Here is a 17,027-nt window from a genome sequence, read left to right as displayed (position 1 = left end):
TTTACGTTTATAAAATTTACTCAACCAAATCAATAAGCGCATTATTCTTCAGATCAATCTGAAAATGATCGGCAGGAGCTCCATTTAAGAAATGATGAAAAATCTCAGCAAATTCAAAAAAATCTTTTCGCACATCATCCGTTATATTAGAATTAGTATCTTCCTTTAATAATGACTTAATGATGATTTGATATTGCTTAATACGATCGATTCCAATATCTTTTATAGCTAATTTATCAGCGCTTCTAAGGCGATAGAAATCAAAGATCATATCGAAACCTGTCCAGTTATCAAACGACGCCGAATCTGCTACCTTTACACCAGCTACATTCAATAATTCGTTTCCAGTAGCTTTCAATAAGAAGTCTCTAAATTCTACAGGCCAATCCTTTTTCAAAAATCGTAATCGAACCAGTTCTTTCAAATGCCAATTGGTAAATTCATGGTAAGTTTTGGCATCTAAAATATCCTTATTCCAAATATTCTGCGCACCAATTTTTTCCAAATAAGCATGTTCTTGCTCATAAAGTGGAAAAAGCTCTTTAAAACGAGGAACCGAATCAATCACAACTGTTTCGATCTCCATCAAGGTTTTACTTTTCACTTTTAGAATTTTGTAAGCAGGAATGTAAGCTGCAAGCGAAGGAATCTGAACATTAACCAAAAAATCCCCATTGTCAAACTTCCTGATTCCTGTATCGTTAATGTGCATGTGTCCACCAAAATGCAATTTGATTCCTGCATTGGCAAAAGTTTTAGCTACACTTTCGGCAGGAACTCGGTGCAATTGCATTTTACCCTCGCCCATCAAATTTTTAATATGATCTGAAGCATCATCGTTAAAATCAATCATCGGATAATGACTGAAAACAATTAAAGTCTTACCTCGTTTCTCTGCTTCTGCAGTAACTTTTTTAACCCAAGAAATTAAATGTTTTTTATGCGTTAGAACATTGGAATAACCAATACTAGAACCTGCATAATTAGCGGGTTTTAAAGGATTATTCTCAGCACTTTCTTTAGGCAAATAAACATTTGCATCAATGGCTAAAAACCAAATATCTTTCACAGGCTCTACCAAATAACTAACATCAGGCATAGTCGTATTATAGGGAGGAATCGTATAATTTCTATGTTCCAAATTAGAGTCCTCAGTCGCTTTAGCAAAGCTATAATCGTTGTATTGATAGCTTGAAAAAGGAGTTTCCCAATACAAATCTTCTTGCTGAGGGAAAAAACCAAACTGACCTAAGGTCGTAATGATTTGTTCGTAACCCATTTTGGCTATATCCTTAGTAATAACCACAGGGTTTTCGTCAGTCGATTTTGGAACATACATTCCTTCGGCGCTCATAATTACCTGAGGTTTCCCATCTTTCCCTAAAAAATCTTTTTTCCCTGCATCCATTAAAAAAGGACGAACAGGGTCGTGATTTCCTGTTGTAGCCAAGAATTTGATGTCGTATTTTTCAGCATATTCATTTAGAATTCGTTGTAAACCCCTAATATTTATAGGCTGACCGTCATCACTAAAATCACCAGGCAAAACCACATATTTTATTCCTCTGTTAGCAACATCATCTAAAGCTGCTAAAAATGCAAAATAATTTTCATTATAAATTCGAGTAGAATGCAACTGTGCTTTCATAGTTCTTGGGTTGGCATATTTCCCATTTTCTGAATTCAGTACGCCTTTGTAATCGGAGTCCTGGAATTCGCCATAAACATCACTCAAATGAACATCGGCCATAAAAGCAATCTGAAAATTGCCCTTTTCTTGACTTTGATCTTGTTTACATGAAAAAGCTGTAAATACAACTAATAGAATTACTACTGATTTTAAAATTCTTCTCATCATTACGAATTTTTATCTCTCAACTTTTACAATTTTGATTCTGCAGGAAATGAATAACTCTTCTTCCATCCACCCAAATCAATTAAAATCTGATCGATCATCACTCCTGGATCAACCATCCATATTTTAAGCTTATGTTTTCCTGCTTTATTCACAATTTGTTGTGCCGACTGAACCGAGGTATTTTTCAATACATTTTCCATCCACTCATCGCTTCTTCCAAAGGTTTGAAAATCGACGATTACAGGATCAGCATTATCTATAGAAACAGCACAACGTACACCTCTTTCATTATTAACTGCATGTGTAGGTACTGCTTGTAAAAACACATTTACTTCACCAAAATTAAAGGTATAAAAATCATACTCCAAAACAGGACTGTTATTTACAATTGATTGAATCGTAGTTTGAGAATCAGCAGAACGAGGCAAAGCTGTTACCACTTTACTTGTATAGCCCACACCGTCGAAAGTTTCCCAGCTAGCTTGCTTTCCTGATTTTGTGCTTGAATAATTTTCTGCATTAATTGAAACAAAGCCTTTATCTTCAACAAAACCTTTGTAGTTCTCTAACGCCTTATATTTTGGGTTAAAAACAGAAATTCCTATGCTAATAGTAGAATCACCAGAAACAAAATCGATAGCTGAATTCACCTTGTAACTTGGCGGTATAAGCTGATAATCGTGTCCTAAAGGCGCTTCTTTTTTATTTGCTCCTACAGGCACTTTATCCCAATCGATACTCACCCAAATACGTTGTTCCTGATTCTTACTATTCAAAGTACCTTTAGCATTCGAAATATGAATCCAATCAGCCTTAGGTTCTGCTTTCCAATCAATTTCACCTTCTCCTTTTAAAAATACATCTACAAAATAACGACTATTAAGGTAGGCATTAAATACAGGTAGCACATCGGCATAAGAATTAATCACATCATGATTCACTTCCATTTCGTAACTCTCCAATGCCAAACCTAATTGAGGCTTATGACCACCAACAGAAGTTGTAATTGTAGGAGTAGAAAAAACTGGCAAAAAACGTGGCGACATACTCATGATATGATTCCATTTCCCGTTTTGCAACTTGTTATTAAAGTACTGTGTTTCTTTCTTTATCTGTTGATAAGCTTCCATGGATTTCTGCCCAAAATACTCAGCACTTTTTCGACCTTGTTGTGCCGCAAACTTATTTTTATAGGCATATAACCATTTATGATTCATATTTGCTGCTCCTAATACAGGATAATAAACCAACTCGAAAAAGGCATCTTTTCTATTGTCAGCAATATTAGTTTTCAAATCTTCAGTAGCATCAATAAGTTTCTGATAATCTTGAATTCTTGTTGAAACTTCATCTCCGTAATGAATTTGATTCAATTCTGTTTCTCCTGATTTTGTAACAGGTTCAACTCGACTCCAATCCATAAATTCAGGACGACGCTGAAAAGCCAATCGATTGTATTCATACATCAATTCGGTAACTGAATTTGCATTTTGCTCTCCAAACTCTCGCCCAGCCCAATTTTGCATGTGATTTTTCACTCCTTTACTCTTGTCAAAAGAGCTCATGTCCCAAGCCATATCTAAAAACAGCTCAATATTATATTCATGTGGTTTAATATCGCCACAATTCAGAATCCATAAATCACGTGATTGGAATTCGTAAGCTTTACTCATTTCTTCCCACATTAAAACCGGATTGGTAGAATTCAACCACAAATAATCATGAGGACGTCCCCAATAAGATGTATGGTAATAAACCCCAGCTCCACCCGAACGCTTTTGCTCTTCAGAATTACTCAGCTGGCGGATATATCCATAATTATCATCGGTCCAGACTAGACTAATATCTTCAGGCACTTCCATTCCATTCTGATAACAAGTCAACACTTCTTTGTAAGGAATGAAAATTTGCGGAAGCGTTGCAGCTTTTTTACCCGTTTCCTTCTCTATGATATTTCGCTGATCTGTAATCACATTCTCTAGCAATTTTACTTGAGAATCAGTATTATCTTCACCCACAATCATTGGAGAATCATGTTTTCCACGCATTCCCATTGTATAAATACCTTCGTAATTGGCAGTCTCCTTTGATCTTTTTTGGAATAATGTTTTAATGGTTTCTGAATTATTATCGTAGCGCCATTCGCCCATTGTATTACTATCCCATTCGGCATTTATATTACAAAGCATTGGTTCGCAATGCGATGTACCCACAACAATGGCATAATCGTTTGCCACTTGCTTATTTTTAGGATATGAATAGAAAGGCTTGGTGCAAGAATGCATCGCAGGCCAAATGGTGTTAGCTCTTAAACGAAGCAACAACTCAAATACTTTGGCATAGGTTTTAGGTCCAATATCTCCAGTTTCAGGCTCATAATTCAAAGCCGCCCATCGTTGCAATCCCCAATCCTCATCATTCAAAAATAGTCCTCGATATTTTACCGATGGAGAACCATATATTTTATCCTCCACAGAAATAGTCAAGTCCGTTTTTTTATCAGGCGTAACATCTGCCCACCATTCCCAAGGCGATACACCAATCATTCTAGAAATTTCCAATAGGCCAAAGGCAGTTGCTCGTCGGTCACTACCCACCACAATCAAAGCTTTTTCAACTCCTTTTACAGGATTTTCAACTATTTGGATAGAGTAAGTTTCCCATTTACCTTTTACCTTAGCAACATCAATTTTCTGTTTCGAAATTAGTTGATCAATCAATTTGCTTTTACCGATGGTTCCAGCAATGATTCCCATTTTATTAATAGCCGTAGAAACCTGAATCTGTTTTCCACTGACTTTAAATATATCACTAGCTAAAATATCAGCGGCTATTTTAACCACTTTTGCTTCCTTTTTAGCCACAGTAATTCCTACAATTTGATCTCCGGAAGCTATTGAAAATTCATTCCTCTGTGCTCGTACAATTGTTGCGAGCATAGAAAGCAATAATACAGAAGCTAAAACCTTTAATTTATATCTAAACATGATGCCTTATTTTTTAATTCTTTCGTATGTACTATTCTCAAAAGCCACTCTAAACGGCGATTTATATAGCTTTGTTGGAATGTAATAATCTGTTGAAATTACCTGAGCTCCCGATTCTTTTGCTTTTTCAAACCTTGTATAATCGAGAGTTCTAGACTCCTTAGTTCCTGCATCGGCACGTGTTCTTACCAAATAGCCCTTCTCAACCAAACTTTTTATGTAATCAAAATCTCTAATCGGATTATTGATGATTCTAAAAGCGGCTTCTGGATTTCCTTCAGGACTATTCACAAATAAAACTCTTCCCTTTAAGCTTGGATGTCCCTCCAAATAATGATTTATTTTCTCTTCTTTTTCGTCTAGCACAAAAATAAACCGTCCATTTACCTCATCCAATTTTGGCCATCCATTTGTTAAAACAGCCTCTTCTAAACTTTCAAAATCACCACGAACTAAATCCGGAGTAATTAAATCATCATTAGAAAAAACAGAATTAATCTCCTTATCTAAACTATCTAAAGCTTCTTTGGTAAAAGGAAGAGGATCTCTTGTACCTTTCACTTTTTGATCCTTGGTGTTCATCAGAACAAAAATCGGCGTATGATCTGGATTTTCATCTGACCATTTTTTCATCATCTTCAAACAATCTTTAAACAAAAGATGATGACTTCGAAAATCTATATCTTGAATGTGAAACATTTTTAAGCCAGGTTCGGCTAGTTTTTGTTCGCTATCATATTCTTTAGGTTCAACCCCTGATTCTCTAATCAGCTCTAATCCTTTAGGATTTGAAAAATGACCTCCTTGAGGATCGTTAAACACATCCAATTCTACATTTCGCAAGCCTAATTCCAACTGTTTTTTAATTGAAATATGACCGTATTGTAAGGACATTGCTTTTGCCGAATCTACTTTAGCAAGGTAGTTCCAAAGCGGCTTTTCTATAGCAATTTTATAGGAATTATGGCTTCCAATTACTTGAATATCGTTCAAACGCACCTCGTTTTTTCTACATGCGGATGCTATCAATACAATAATTAGTGGTACTAATATCAGTTTCTTCATTCTTAATTTCTTGCTTATTACTTAAGCTGTGAAATTACAAAATAAGACCTCCAAATAAATGAACAAATCAATCACAGATATGGATAAATCAATCACTATGCATTAATTCATCTATGCGGAATAAGAAATCAAAGTGAACGAGAAAAGGGCATTTTAATGAGTCCAAAAAACCTACTTCCATGAAATCCAATTATTTTATACTCTGAATATATTTATCTGCAAATCGTTCTCCCATTATTCTCTGACTTTGAGAATCGAAATGCAAACTATCTCCTCGATTAATTAGATCGAATGTTTGAATTAATTCTGTATTCTTATCTTGGGAAACATAGCTTTTGATCTGTTCGTTGATCAGTAACCAGTTGGCTTTACTTTTTGAATAACTTCCCAATTCTCCTATAAATACAGGTAAAGATTTATTTCCTGCAAAACTTCGAAATTTTGACATTAGGTTCGTAAGTCTTCTTTCATAGTATGGAATGCAGTTTTTATTGGCATCACTTTCCCCTTGATGCCACAAAATTCCTTTTACCTTTCCATATTTTTTTGCCAGCTTCATCTTCTCCTCAAAATTAGAGCGTAATTGCACTTTTCTATGAATGGAATCTCCTAACCATTGGCTAATGGAACTTCCGCCTACAGCCGTTGGAACCAAAAGAATCGATACGTTCTCGGGCACCTGTTTAAGAAGCTCTTTCGCAAATGAAACACCACAATCTAAACCATTCATTTTGGGTTCGTAAAAATTCAGCGGTTCTTTGGCCAAAATAATCTCGTTGCTCTTGTTAATCGTTAGAATCCTTTCAGAAGTAAGAGTATCCTGAGGCTCAACAAATCCACGACCAGCCATATTCGACTGTCCAGCCATCATAAAAACCCAAAGGTCTTTCTTTTTAGGCATTTTCTTCGGATAAACTGTCGCTTTCGGGAAATTCATTGTTCTTTGATGCTTTTCGAAGCGCCTGTTCTTTACCATTTTACTTAACCATTTCTCAGCCAATGCAGGCCATGTTTCCCCAGCTACATTTCCTTTTCGCAGTCCATAACCATGTCCACCCTTTGCTAAAACATGCAATTCTACGGGTATTTTCTTATCGCGCAAAGCGGAAGTCATTACCAAAGAGCTATTTCCATATTTATCATCAGCTGTTCCGAAAAGGAAAAAGGGTGGCGTAGACTCGCTAATGGTCAATTCTGGTGTCAAACTTCTATTCTCCCCTTTATCTAGATAAGCGGGATAAATTAACATGGAGAAATTCGGACGACAAGAAAGCTCATCCACAGCATCTATTTTTGGATAAGAGTCGTACTGAAACAGAGTAGAAGCACGAGCACACAAACTTGCTCCGGCAGAAAAGCCTATCGTTCCTATTCTTTCGGGATACAAATTATACTCATAGGCCTTAGTTCGAACCATACGAATCGCTCTTTGAATATCTTGCAAAGCACCTTCCTGTTTCTTTGGCACTCGATATTGAAGCACAAAAGCTGTATATCCAAGCGTGTTGAGCCATTCTGCTATTTCATATCCTTCTTTATCTACGGCAAGTATATTGTATCCGCCACCAGGACAAACAATTATTCCAACACCAGAATGATTCGGTTTCTCAGGTTCAAAAACCACCAGAGAAGGATTGGTAACCTCAGCTAGACGGATGACATTGCCACTCGAATTATCAGACACAACAGCGGCATGCTTTGCTTTCAGTTCGCCAGGCACTTTGTCTGGCCATAAATAAAGCGTATCTCTTGTTTGAGCATGACTCGCCAAGACGAAAAAAAGAGCTAAAATTGAAAAAGTAAATTTCATATGATTATCAGTTTATTTGTTGTTGTTTCTAAAACTCGGAGAATTAGAATCCTTACTTGTCCTAATTTTGTTGCATCAATCGATGCATTTCTTCGGCAAACTTCACACCCAAATCAATAAATCCTGCACTGTTATAATGCCATTTATCAGAATAGTCATACGATTTTGTACTTCGAACAATACCTGCATTTTCGTCTGAACTCGCAAATTTCTCTTGAGCATACTGAACCAATTCTCCGCACTCCCAAACTTTGCCTTCAGCATTGTTTCCAGAATCGGATATCTTTCCTAGCACAACGGGTAAATCGCCATTGCGAAAACTAGCTCGAATAAGATCCATTAATCTTTTTAAATTAAAGTCGTAACGCATGGCCACATCTTCATCGTGTGCATCACTCTCTCCTTGCATCCATACAATTCCTGATAAAAGCAAATAATCCTCTTTTCCATCAGCATCAATATCTCTTACTTTTAAAGCATTACGTACCGTCGCTAAAAAATTATCGTACTGATTAATACCCGTTTCACTTTTATAATCAGGCTCCCAACAACTACTCTTTCGGGAGGTTTTCGCATCAATAGAAGTTCCTCCTTTTGAATACTTAATGATCGCAATTTTATCGTTAGGATAAAGCGCTTGCATTTTTTTTGCAAAAGATAGCTCCACTCCAAATCTATTAGACAATTTATTCTGAATACCATCCGATGAAAAACCAGCTCCATGTCCTGCTTGCAAAACTTCCCATTTTCCTATACCTCCATTTAGATGATTATCTTTCACAGGATTGCCATGAAAAATATAAATATCCTTGAAAGTTTGTTGTAATGAATCCGGCAAGTCTTTACTATAACCATAACCATCCATATTCGACTGTCCACCCAAATAGAATACACGTATGGTATCGAGTGTTGAATTTTGAGCCATTCCAAATGATGGAATCGCAAGCAATATCAATAATTGAACTATTTTTCTTTTTATCATTATATCGGATTTTCAATTGAACAAAATTTACGAATTCAAAGATACGAATTGAGCAGAAAAATTCGCTTTTTAGGCTCATTTTCCTGCTCAATATCATCTGGAACAGTAATATTTTCACTGCTGAATGTGCAAGGTATTTACCCCTTCAGTCAGCTTCACTATTTTTTTATTTTTAATGATCCTATTATTCAACAAAACTTTCGTCTTTCTGTTCGGCAAAACAAACTCACCATTCATCCCTTTGGGTAGTTTTATTTCGTAGATCTGCTCGTTTTTATCCGATACATTGTACTTGGCCTCAATACTTCCTTTTAGGGTAGGAACTTTTATTTCTGAAAATTGAAGATCCGCCAATTGAGGTTTAATTTGTACACTTCCAAAACCTGGTGTTTTTTGAATAACTTCCCTATTCTCCTATAAATACAGGTAAAGATTTATTTCCTGCAAAACTTCAAAATCAATTCTGGGGTAAGACTTTTATTTTCTTAAAATTATAGTTAACCTAACTCTTAGATCTAACTTATTATTTTATTTTCATTTCAACAGTTACCGGTGAATTTGGCATGAAAAAGTTAAATGATATTGGTGCATATTCAGCTTTTTTATTTTTATTGACATTTATGTCGTTCCCATTACCATCTATTACTTTTATATCTTGAATTAGATAATTACCTTCTGGTTCAATACTTAGTTTTACCGATTCGCCATCCCTTGCCATTGTTGGTGTTGAAACAATTTTCACTTTATTATTTTTTTTGATATTGATTACATTAAGCGGATTTGGAGTTGAAATACTTCCTTTTGAAAATTCAAGTTCAATCAATTCACATAGATTTTTTTCTTTACCAGTAAATGTTACAAAGACGGCCAATTTATCTTTTAAACCTCCTATCTTTTTTAACTCGTCATTCTTTAGGATTCGATTTATTGGAATTGAATAATCGCGAAACTCATTAAAATTATCCGCAATAGGATGTTCACCAATTAATATCCAATTTTTGTCAGAATTAGCATCCTCAGGTGCAGCAACAAAAACACTTACTGTTAATGGATGAAAAATCTTACAGTTCAATTTTAGCTTTAAATCATCTTTATTCTTTACTGCTTTTTTGCCGAAATTGAAATATTTAAATCCAATTGTAGTATTAGGGCCATCTAATCCTCTCATAGGGTTTAATCCAGCTTCATTTCTTACTGTCCCATCTATGTAAGCATTATTGGTTCGGAAGCATGCGATGTTAACATTATATCGTTTGAAGGCATCTAGTCCGTTACGAATTATTCCCTGAGAAGTCATTTCAACTTGAGGAATAAGTACCTTTTCGTTATCAATCTTTACATCAATTGGTTCAATCATAGCCTGTCTGTTCTTACTATTAATTGTTGCCTTATGATATACTACATACCATTGGTCCAATACTTTTGCTATGCTTCCATGGTTATTCCCTCCCTTCCAATCAATACCATTACGAATTATCTTTCCTCCATAAATCCATGGCCCCTCAGGGCTACTGCTATAACAATAAGCTAAAGCACTGTGACGTTCATTTGGTGAATAAATAAACACATAATGATTATCGTCTATTTTCTTAATGGATGAAGCTTCAAAAACAGAGGAGTTCTTTATTTTATCAGGATCTAAAGTTTTATGCCATGCGTTTCGGTCGGGTCTTCGAGTTTTAGGATGAATTATCGTATGCATATCTACGGGATCCAACTCAGCACATCTGTCACCGCTTTTCATTCCCCAGTATGCATATACCCTGATAGAACCATCTGCTAGTTCATCTACAAGGACAGATGGATCGAAAGTACCTTCCTTATTTGCTGGTGGCCAATCGCATATTACAGGATTAATAAATGGACCTGTAGGACTATCACTTGAAGCCATTATGCATTTGGGTCCCCAGTCCTCAAAGCCGGGGATATAATTTTTTGCTCCAATAAGTGGCCCTTGCACACCATTCATTTTATAAAGCATTCCAAGAAATGTATATAAATAATATTTTCTTGTTTTGGGATTGTATACACAATCAGGCGCACCAAAATGCTGTTCTTCAATCACTCCATACCCAATATCCTGAACTTGTTTTACGCTGAATATTTCTCCATGATTCATCCATTTTGATAAATCCTTCACGGGAGCCGACCATACATCATGACCATAGCCACAAAAACCCATGATGCGTTCGTCTCTTGAACCATAAATAAACAAGCTCTTTTCTCCATTATATTCAAATACATGAGGCTCTCCATCAGGAATAAAAGCTGTTGGTGGCATAAATGGGTTTTGCGCAGAAACCTGTTGCAAACTCAAAAAAGAAGTTAGTGCCAAGTTTAATATGATAAATGTTCGGCTTAAATTTAGGCGTAATAAATAATTCATTTAAATATTTTTTATCTGCTTGCTAACTACTTATTAATCGTTGCTTTATTTCTTAACTACAATAATATTTACTCCTTCGTTCAGCTTCACTATTTTTTTATTTTTAAGAGCTCGATTATTCAACAAAACTTTCGTCTTACTGTTCGGCAAAACAAACTCACCATTCATGCCTTTGGGTAGCTTAATTTCGTAGATCTGCTCGTTTTTATCCGATACATTGTACTTGGCCTCAATACTTCCTTTTAGGGTAGGAACTTTTATTTCTGAAAATTGAAGATCCGCCAATTGAGGTTTAATTTGTACACTTTCAAAACCTGGTGTTTTTGGAGTAACTCCCCACATTCGACGCGAAATAACATTTAAAGGAGCAGTTCCCCAGGCATGATTCCAATCTGAATTGGGTTTGTATTTCATATCCCAGGCTTCCAAAGCCATGGTCGAACCAATTTCAATCATGTTCCACCATGTACGATCATGAGTTGTATCAGTAATTAGTTTCAAAGCATATTCCGATTCATTGGCATTAAACAAAGCATCCAACAAATACTGAGCTCCATAAACACTACAAGCCATTCCTCTTGTTTTGATGAACTCACTTACCGATTTCTGATTTTTTTCCGGCACTAAACCAAAGGCAAGTGGAAACATATTGGCATGCAGCGAAGCATGATTAGAACCTTCTCCGTCAATATAAACACCTCTCGATTTATCGAATAGTTTATTATTGATGACCTTTTTTAGCTTTTTCGATTTTTTCTGAAAGAAAGCAGCATCCTTTGTTTTCCCAAGACAGTCAGCAATTTCCGACATCAAAAATAGATTGTAGTAGTAAAACGAATTGACAACGGTGTTAATCGCCACCATTTCGTAGCCATCACGTTCACCTTCTTTTCTTGCTAGCTTCCAACCTGTATCCTTTTGCCCTGCAGGCCAGTCAACAATATCCCTAACTCTCGTTTTTGCTTTTTTAAACCCTAATTCCAATTTGAATGCTCCATCTAACTTAGCCGATTTTGAACTGATCAATCCATCCTCACGTTCCAAGTCCATTAAGGTTCTCTTTTTTAGAACATCATAATATTTTTCAAGCATTTCAGTCTCACCGGTATACATGTAATCTTGATAGTACAACAACACAGTATGCAAAAGCCATTCTGTTGGCCAGGTAGGATGCTCAACGAAATATTCGTTGGTTCTGCGGGCTATAGAATAAACATTATCGCAAGAATAATGACTTAGCTGATTGATATAAGCATCAGCTTCGTAAGGAATACGTTCGCGATCACCATCGACATAGTAACCTGTAAAACTAGCTGCTTTTATGGTGTGTTTGCATAAGTCCCAAACGGCGTTCAACACTGTATCCGAAGAAGTAAAAGTTCCTGCTTCATCGTTAAACTGATAATAGAATGCTTTTTGACTGATTTCAACATCTTCAATCGACACCTTAAGATTTTCCAGTTCACAATACCTAAAAGGCATAATCACACCAAATGATTCTGGAAGATGAATCGCACCAGGTTTCGTATTTCGTCTATCTGCAACCAAATTAAGCAAAACATCCTTGTTTGCTTCTAGTTGATCGAGCTTCACTTGCTGATAACGAATTGTTCCACCAGGATTTTGATCAAGTTGATTTTCTTCAGTTAATTTTTCACCCAAACGAACAATCAAACTATCCTTCTGTAATTGTTTTGAATGCAGAACTACAGTTCCAAAATAAGCTTTCCCAAAGTCGATAAAATAGTGGCCTTCACCTAATTTTACAACTCTTTCTGCCTTGTTCAATACCGTTTCAAAATCATTTTCGGTGGGTACCTCCGTAATTTGAGCTTGCACCAATGTACACAAAGTCAAAAACAAACAGGTCAACAAGTAATATTTACTATTCGATAATATCTTCATGAGTCTTTATTCTTAATCAATTTATTTGACCTTACAGGATTTCTTTAATCGGATATCGCTTGATGATGCGCCTACCATAAACTCAAAGGCTCCTTTTTCAAAATGCCAGTCGTTGCACTCTTCATCCCAAAACATCAATTGTTCTATTGGAACTTCAAACTTCACTGTCTTTGACTCTCCAATTCCCAATGTTGTTCGCTCGAATGCTACCAACTGTTTTAAGGGACGTTGTACCGAAGATTTCACATCTTTCACATACAATTGAACCACCTCATCTCCCTCGTAGTCTCCTGTATTTTTAATCGTTGCAGATACAATAATACTTTCCTTATTTTTAGCAATTTCCATATTACTATATCCAAAAGAAGTATAGCTTAAGCCATATCCAAAAGAATAAAGAGGTTCACCTTCGAAGTACTGATAAGTTCTACCTTTCGTAACTTCATAATCGTTCATTGGCGGAAGATCTTTCTCCGATTTATAGAAAGTAAAAGGCAAACGTCCGGCAGGATTGTAATCACCAAAAAGAACATCAGCTATAGCAGTACCACCACTTTCGCCTGGATACCACGCATCCACGATTGCAGGAACGGTTGCATCCATCCAGTTGATGGCTAAGGAGCTACCCGCTACCAACACCACAATCATATTTTTGTTTTCCTTATAAATATCTTTTAAATAGTTAACCTGATCTTCTGGAAGGCCTAGTTCTACTCTATCTTTCCCCTCTTTTTCGATCGTTTTATTGATTCCCATAACGGCAATCACATAATCACTGCTTCGTGCTGCTTGTATATCTTCCTCGTATAAATCACCTCCTTTAGAATTCGGAACTTTCCAAAGCAATTGACAAACTGCATCGCCTCCATTATCAAAATATTCCAACTTGATGGCATACTTTTTACCGGCTTCCATTTTAATATCTACCTGATCGGTTGTTGTACCACGATTGTGCCATTCGTCAACAACCAATTCATCATTCAACCACAAACGGATTCCATCATCCGAATTCACACCAATTTTATAATCCCCCGTAATGTTAGGGGCTATATAACCAGTCCATCTGATTGATTTATGTTTGTAATTCGTGTAAGGATCTGGTGGCTGATTTACTGGATCGAAATTAACAACTTTATCGGTTCTCGTCTTCGGTGTACCCGTCAAAAACTTATCATCATAATATTCAGCATACAGTCCTTTTTTGTCATTTCTATCGTTGCGTAAATATTCTCCTTCAAGAATATTAAGGTTTCGAGCTGCAGTTTTCCATTTTACATACTGCACCTCTACTTTATCGCCTAATTTGTTTTGAATTCCTTTTAGCGGTGATATAGGAGATATAACTGGTAAGCCACTGTAATCACCAAAAACAACTTGGTTGGCATTGAAACCAACTACTGCTACTTTTTTAATCGCATTGGCATCTAAAGGCAATATATTATCCTGATTTTTAAGCAAAACAATTGATTGTCTTGAGGTTTCAAGGGCAAGTTCCTGGTGCTCTTTTGAACCAATTACATCGGGAGATATTTTAGCGTAAGGATTACCTTCCACAGGATCGAAAATACCCAATTTGAATCGGGCCTCTAATACACGGCGAGCTGCTTTGTCGATTGATTCCTTTTTTACCAGTCCGGCCTGATAAGCTGGATACAAATGATTTGTATAAATTACGTTACCACATTCCAAATCGAGACCTGCTTCGATAGCTACTTTTGCAGCCATTTGCGGTGAATCTACATAATGATGTGATTTTTCTAGATATTTAGGAGCTCCACAATCACTTACAACATAACCTTTAAAACCCCATTCATCTCTTAATACATCATTTAACAACCAATTGTTTGCGGTACAAGGTATACCATTTATGGCATTGTAAGCACTCATAATGGCTTGTGCTTTTCCTTCAACGATACATGCTTTAAAAGCAGGCAAATAATATTCACGCAAAGCTCTTTCAGATATGTCAGCATTGCAGGCAAATCGGTTTTCTTCCTCGTTATTGGCTACAAAATGTTTAGGTGTAGCCACAACTTTCAAGTATTTATCATCATCTCCTTGTAATCCATTTACAAAAGAAAGCCCAATTCTAGTGGTTAAAAATGGATCTTCACCATAGGTTTCAGGAGTACGCCCCCAACGAGGATCTCTTGCCATATTAATAGTTGGCGACCACATGGTTAGCATATCGCTATATCCTGATGTTTGGTCTTTCCCTTGATTCAATTCATTCCATTTGGCACGAGCTTCATCTGAAATAGCTGTAGCTACATCGTAAATTAAGTTGGGATTCCAGGTTGCAGAAAGTGCAATGGCTTGAGGAAATACAGTAAAACGTCCACCTTTAACAACTCCATGTAAGCCTTCATTTCCATGATAATATTTGTCCACACCCAAACGCGAAATCTCTTTGGCAGAAGCCTGTAGCAGAAACACCTTTTCTTCGACAGTTAATCGGCTCATTAAATCATCCACCCGTTCTTCGACGGAAAGGTTTGCGTTCTGGAAAGCATATTTGCTTTGTGTAAATCCATAAAATGGGACCAAGCCCATTACCAAAATAAACAGTAGCTTCAATTTCATTGATTAGCTTTTAAATTTTAAAAATACGGGAAACCCTGAGACTTCCCTTTACTATTCTTTTCGACAGCTTAAAATCACTGACTTATTTAATGATCTCAACATTCGTTAGTTTCACCACAACCGGATTGGGCCATACTTTATCATTATAAAGTCGTTGCGCTCTAGAAACAGAAATTTCCAACAGATCTTTATGCTGAATGAATCTCGATTCAGGAATATTTTCTGGCCAATACTCCACAACCAAATCACTCTGACCCAAAACAGAAATCTCTGTTTTATCAGTAGCTCTTAAGTTTTTCATTAAAAAGTTTCGTCGTCGTCCTTTGAACCATTCAGTTTGACCAGTTATAAAGGCGTAGACGGTATTTTCTTTTTCATCTTGTGTAAACCATACATATCCATCCTTAACAATTCCTGGCAAAGGGCGAATATTTTTAATGGCTTCCTCATTCACAAACATCCAAAGCCCCAATTCACGTAAACGCTCTTCCTGCTCTATGGCAATTTCTCCATTGGGTTTTGGACCTATATTCAACAAAAAGTTTCCACCTTTTGCTCTAATTTCTATTAATTTATCAATTACATCTGTACCACTTTTATAGTTTTCGTTGGTAGGTTTGTATTGCCACTGAGTTCCCATAGTCATACAGGTTTCCCATGGACCTTTCATAGCTCCACCCGGTATACTCTGTTCAGGTGTTTTCATTCCTCCTCGTGTTACCACAATATTTGGATCCTTTTCATGAATGTATTGCACCAAAGGTCCTGTCTTAAAAGCATCAAAAAATACGACATCAATCGGTCCATAATTGGCCAAAAGTTCATCTATTTGAGATTTGTCGTAGGCCAAAAGTTCTTGATTTTCCGTTATCTGACTCCCTTCTCGCTTTCGAGAAATTAAAGTTCCCTGTTCGTGCAGAAAATGAAAATCTTCAGGAGAAAAATACACACCTACTTTTAATCCGTATTTGCGTAATGATTTAAAAAGAATAGCCGTAATATCCTTGCCATAAGGTGTATTCATGATATTAAATTCGGTAGTTTTGGTATCCCACATACAGAATCCACTATGATGCTTTGTCGTGAACACAACATACTCTGCACCTGCCAATTTAAATAATCGTGCCCATTCATCCGAATCAAACTTATTTGGATAAAATGTTTTAGGAAGCTCATTAAAGTATTTGTTTACATAGTCATCCGAAGCTCCCACTAAGCTATGACTAATAACACTTCCCAATTGTGAATCCATGCTCCAATGAACAAAAATTCCTAAGCCCATATCCATGAATTTCTCTTCTAGTTGAGCTTTGTTTTTAAGCTGTGCGAAAACTGAAAAGCAGCTTAGCATTAGAAATAGTACCGAATAGAGTAATTTACGAATCATGGGTTTCTATTTTTAATTTACAACAATCAAAAACAACTACTTACAATTAGAATCAGCAATAAAA

Annotated in this window: 10 protein-coding genes; all 10 read right to left on the bottom strand. The window is 36.3% G+C overall.

Annotation, left to right across the window (positions count from 1 at the left end):
- Positions 1-16: 16 nt before the first annotated feature.
- Positions 17-1,855 carry a metallophosphoesterase gene (locus ACT3CE_RS05335; protein ID WP_444708727.1) on the bottom strand — a complete coding sequence of 613 codons (1,839 nt, stop codon included), beginning with the start codon at positions 1,853-1,855 and terminating at the stop codon, positions 17-19.
- A 26-nt stretch (positions 1,856-1,881) separates the two neighbouring features.
- Positions 1,882-4,845 carry a glycosyl hydrolase 115 family protein gene (locus ACT3CE_RS05330; protein ID WP_444708726.1) on the bottom strand — a complete coding sequence of 988 codons (2,964 nt, stop codon included), beginning with the start codon at positions 4,843-4,845 and terminating at the stop codon, positions 1,882-1,884.
- A 6-nt stretch (positions 4,846-4,851) separates the two neighbouring features.
- Positions 4,852-5,910 (bottom strand): phosphatidylinositol-specific phospholipase C1-like protein, encoded by a 1,059-nt coding sequence (locus tag ACT3CE_RS05325; RefSeq protein WP_444708725.1) that lies wholly within the window; start codon positions 5,908-5,910, stop codon positions 4,852-4,854.
- 190 nt (positions 5,911-6,100) lie between these two features.
- Positions 6,101-7,720, bottom strand: a complete 1,620-nt coding sequence (locus tag ACT3CE_RS05320; RefSeq protein WP_444708724.1) for a sialate O-acetylesterase — start codon at positions 7,718-7,720, stop codon at positions 6,101-6,103.
- Between the two features lie 61 nt (positions 7,721-7,781).
- Positions 7,782-8,702, bottom strand: coding sequence for a sialate O-acetylesterase (locus ACT3CE_RS05315; RefSeq protein WP_444708723.1), 921 nt, complete (start codon positions 8,700-8,702; stop codon positions 7,782-7,784).
- Between the two features lie 114 nt (positions 8,703-8,816).
- Entirely contained in the window at positions 8,817-9,101 is a 285-nt protein-coding gene (locus ACT3CE_RS05310) for an alpha-L-rhamnosidase C-terminal domain-containing protein (RefSeq protein ID WP_444709170.1), read from the bottom strand.
- A gap of 124 nt (positions 9,102-9,225) precedes the next feature.
- On the bottom strand, positions 9,226-11,088 hold the full coding sequence (locus tag ACT3CE_RS05305) for a family 43 glycosylhydrolase (RefSeq protein ID WP_444708722.1): 1,863 nt from the start codon (positions 11,086-11,088) through the stop codon (positions 9,226-9,228).
- Between the two features lie 45 nt (positions 11,089-11,133).
- Positions 11,134-12,993: an alpha-L-rhamnosidase-related protein gene (locus ACT3CE_RS05300; protein ID WP_444708721.1), complete on the bottom strand. Its 1,860-nt coding sequence runs from the start codon at positions 12,991-12,993 to the stop codon at positions 11,134-11,136.
- Between the two features lie 21 nt (positions 12,994-13,014).
- Positions 13,015-15,576 (bottom strand): glycoside hydrolase family 3 C-terminal domain-containing protein, encoded by a 2,562-nt coding sequence (locus ACT3CE_RS05295; protein WP_444708720.1) that lies wholly within the window; start codon positions 15,574-15,576, stop codon positions 13,015-13,017.
- An 82-nt stretch (positions 15,577-15,658) separates the two neighbouring features.
- Complete coding sequence (locus ACT3CE_RS05290; protein WP_444708719.1) at positions 15,659-16,963, bottom strand: alpha-L-fucosidase; 1,305 nt, start codon at positions 16,961-16,963, stop codon at positions 15,659-15,661.
- Positions 16,964-17,027 lie beyond the last annotated feature (64 nt).

Origin of the sequence: Marinifilum sp. RC60d5, assembly GCF_052400665.1 — a bacterium.
Lineage (GTDB): Bacteria > Bacteroidota > Bacteroidia > Bacteroidales > Marinifilaceae > JBQTGK01.
The sequence above is the reverse complement of the archived record's forward strand: the minus strand, read 5'-3'. Positions and strand labels throughout refer to the sequence as shown.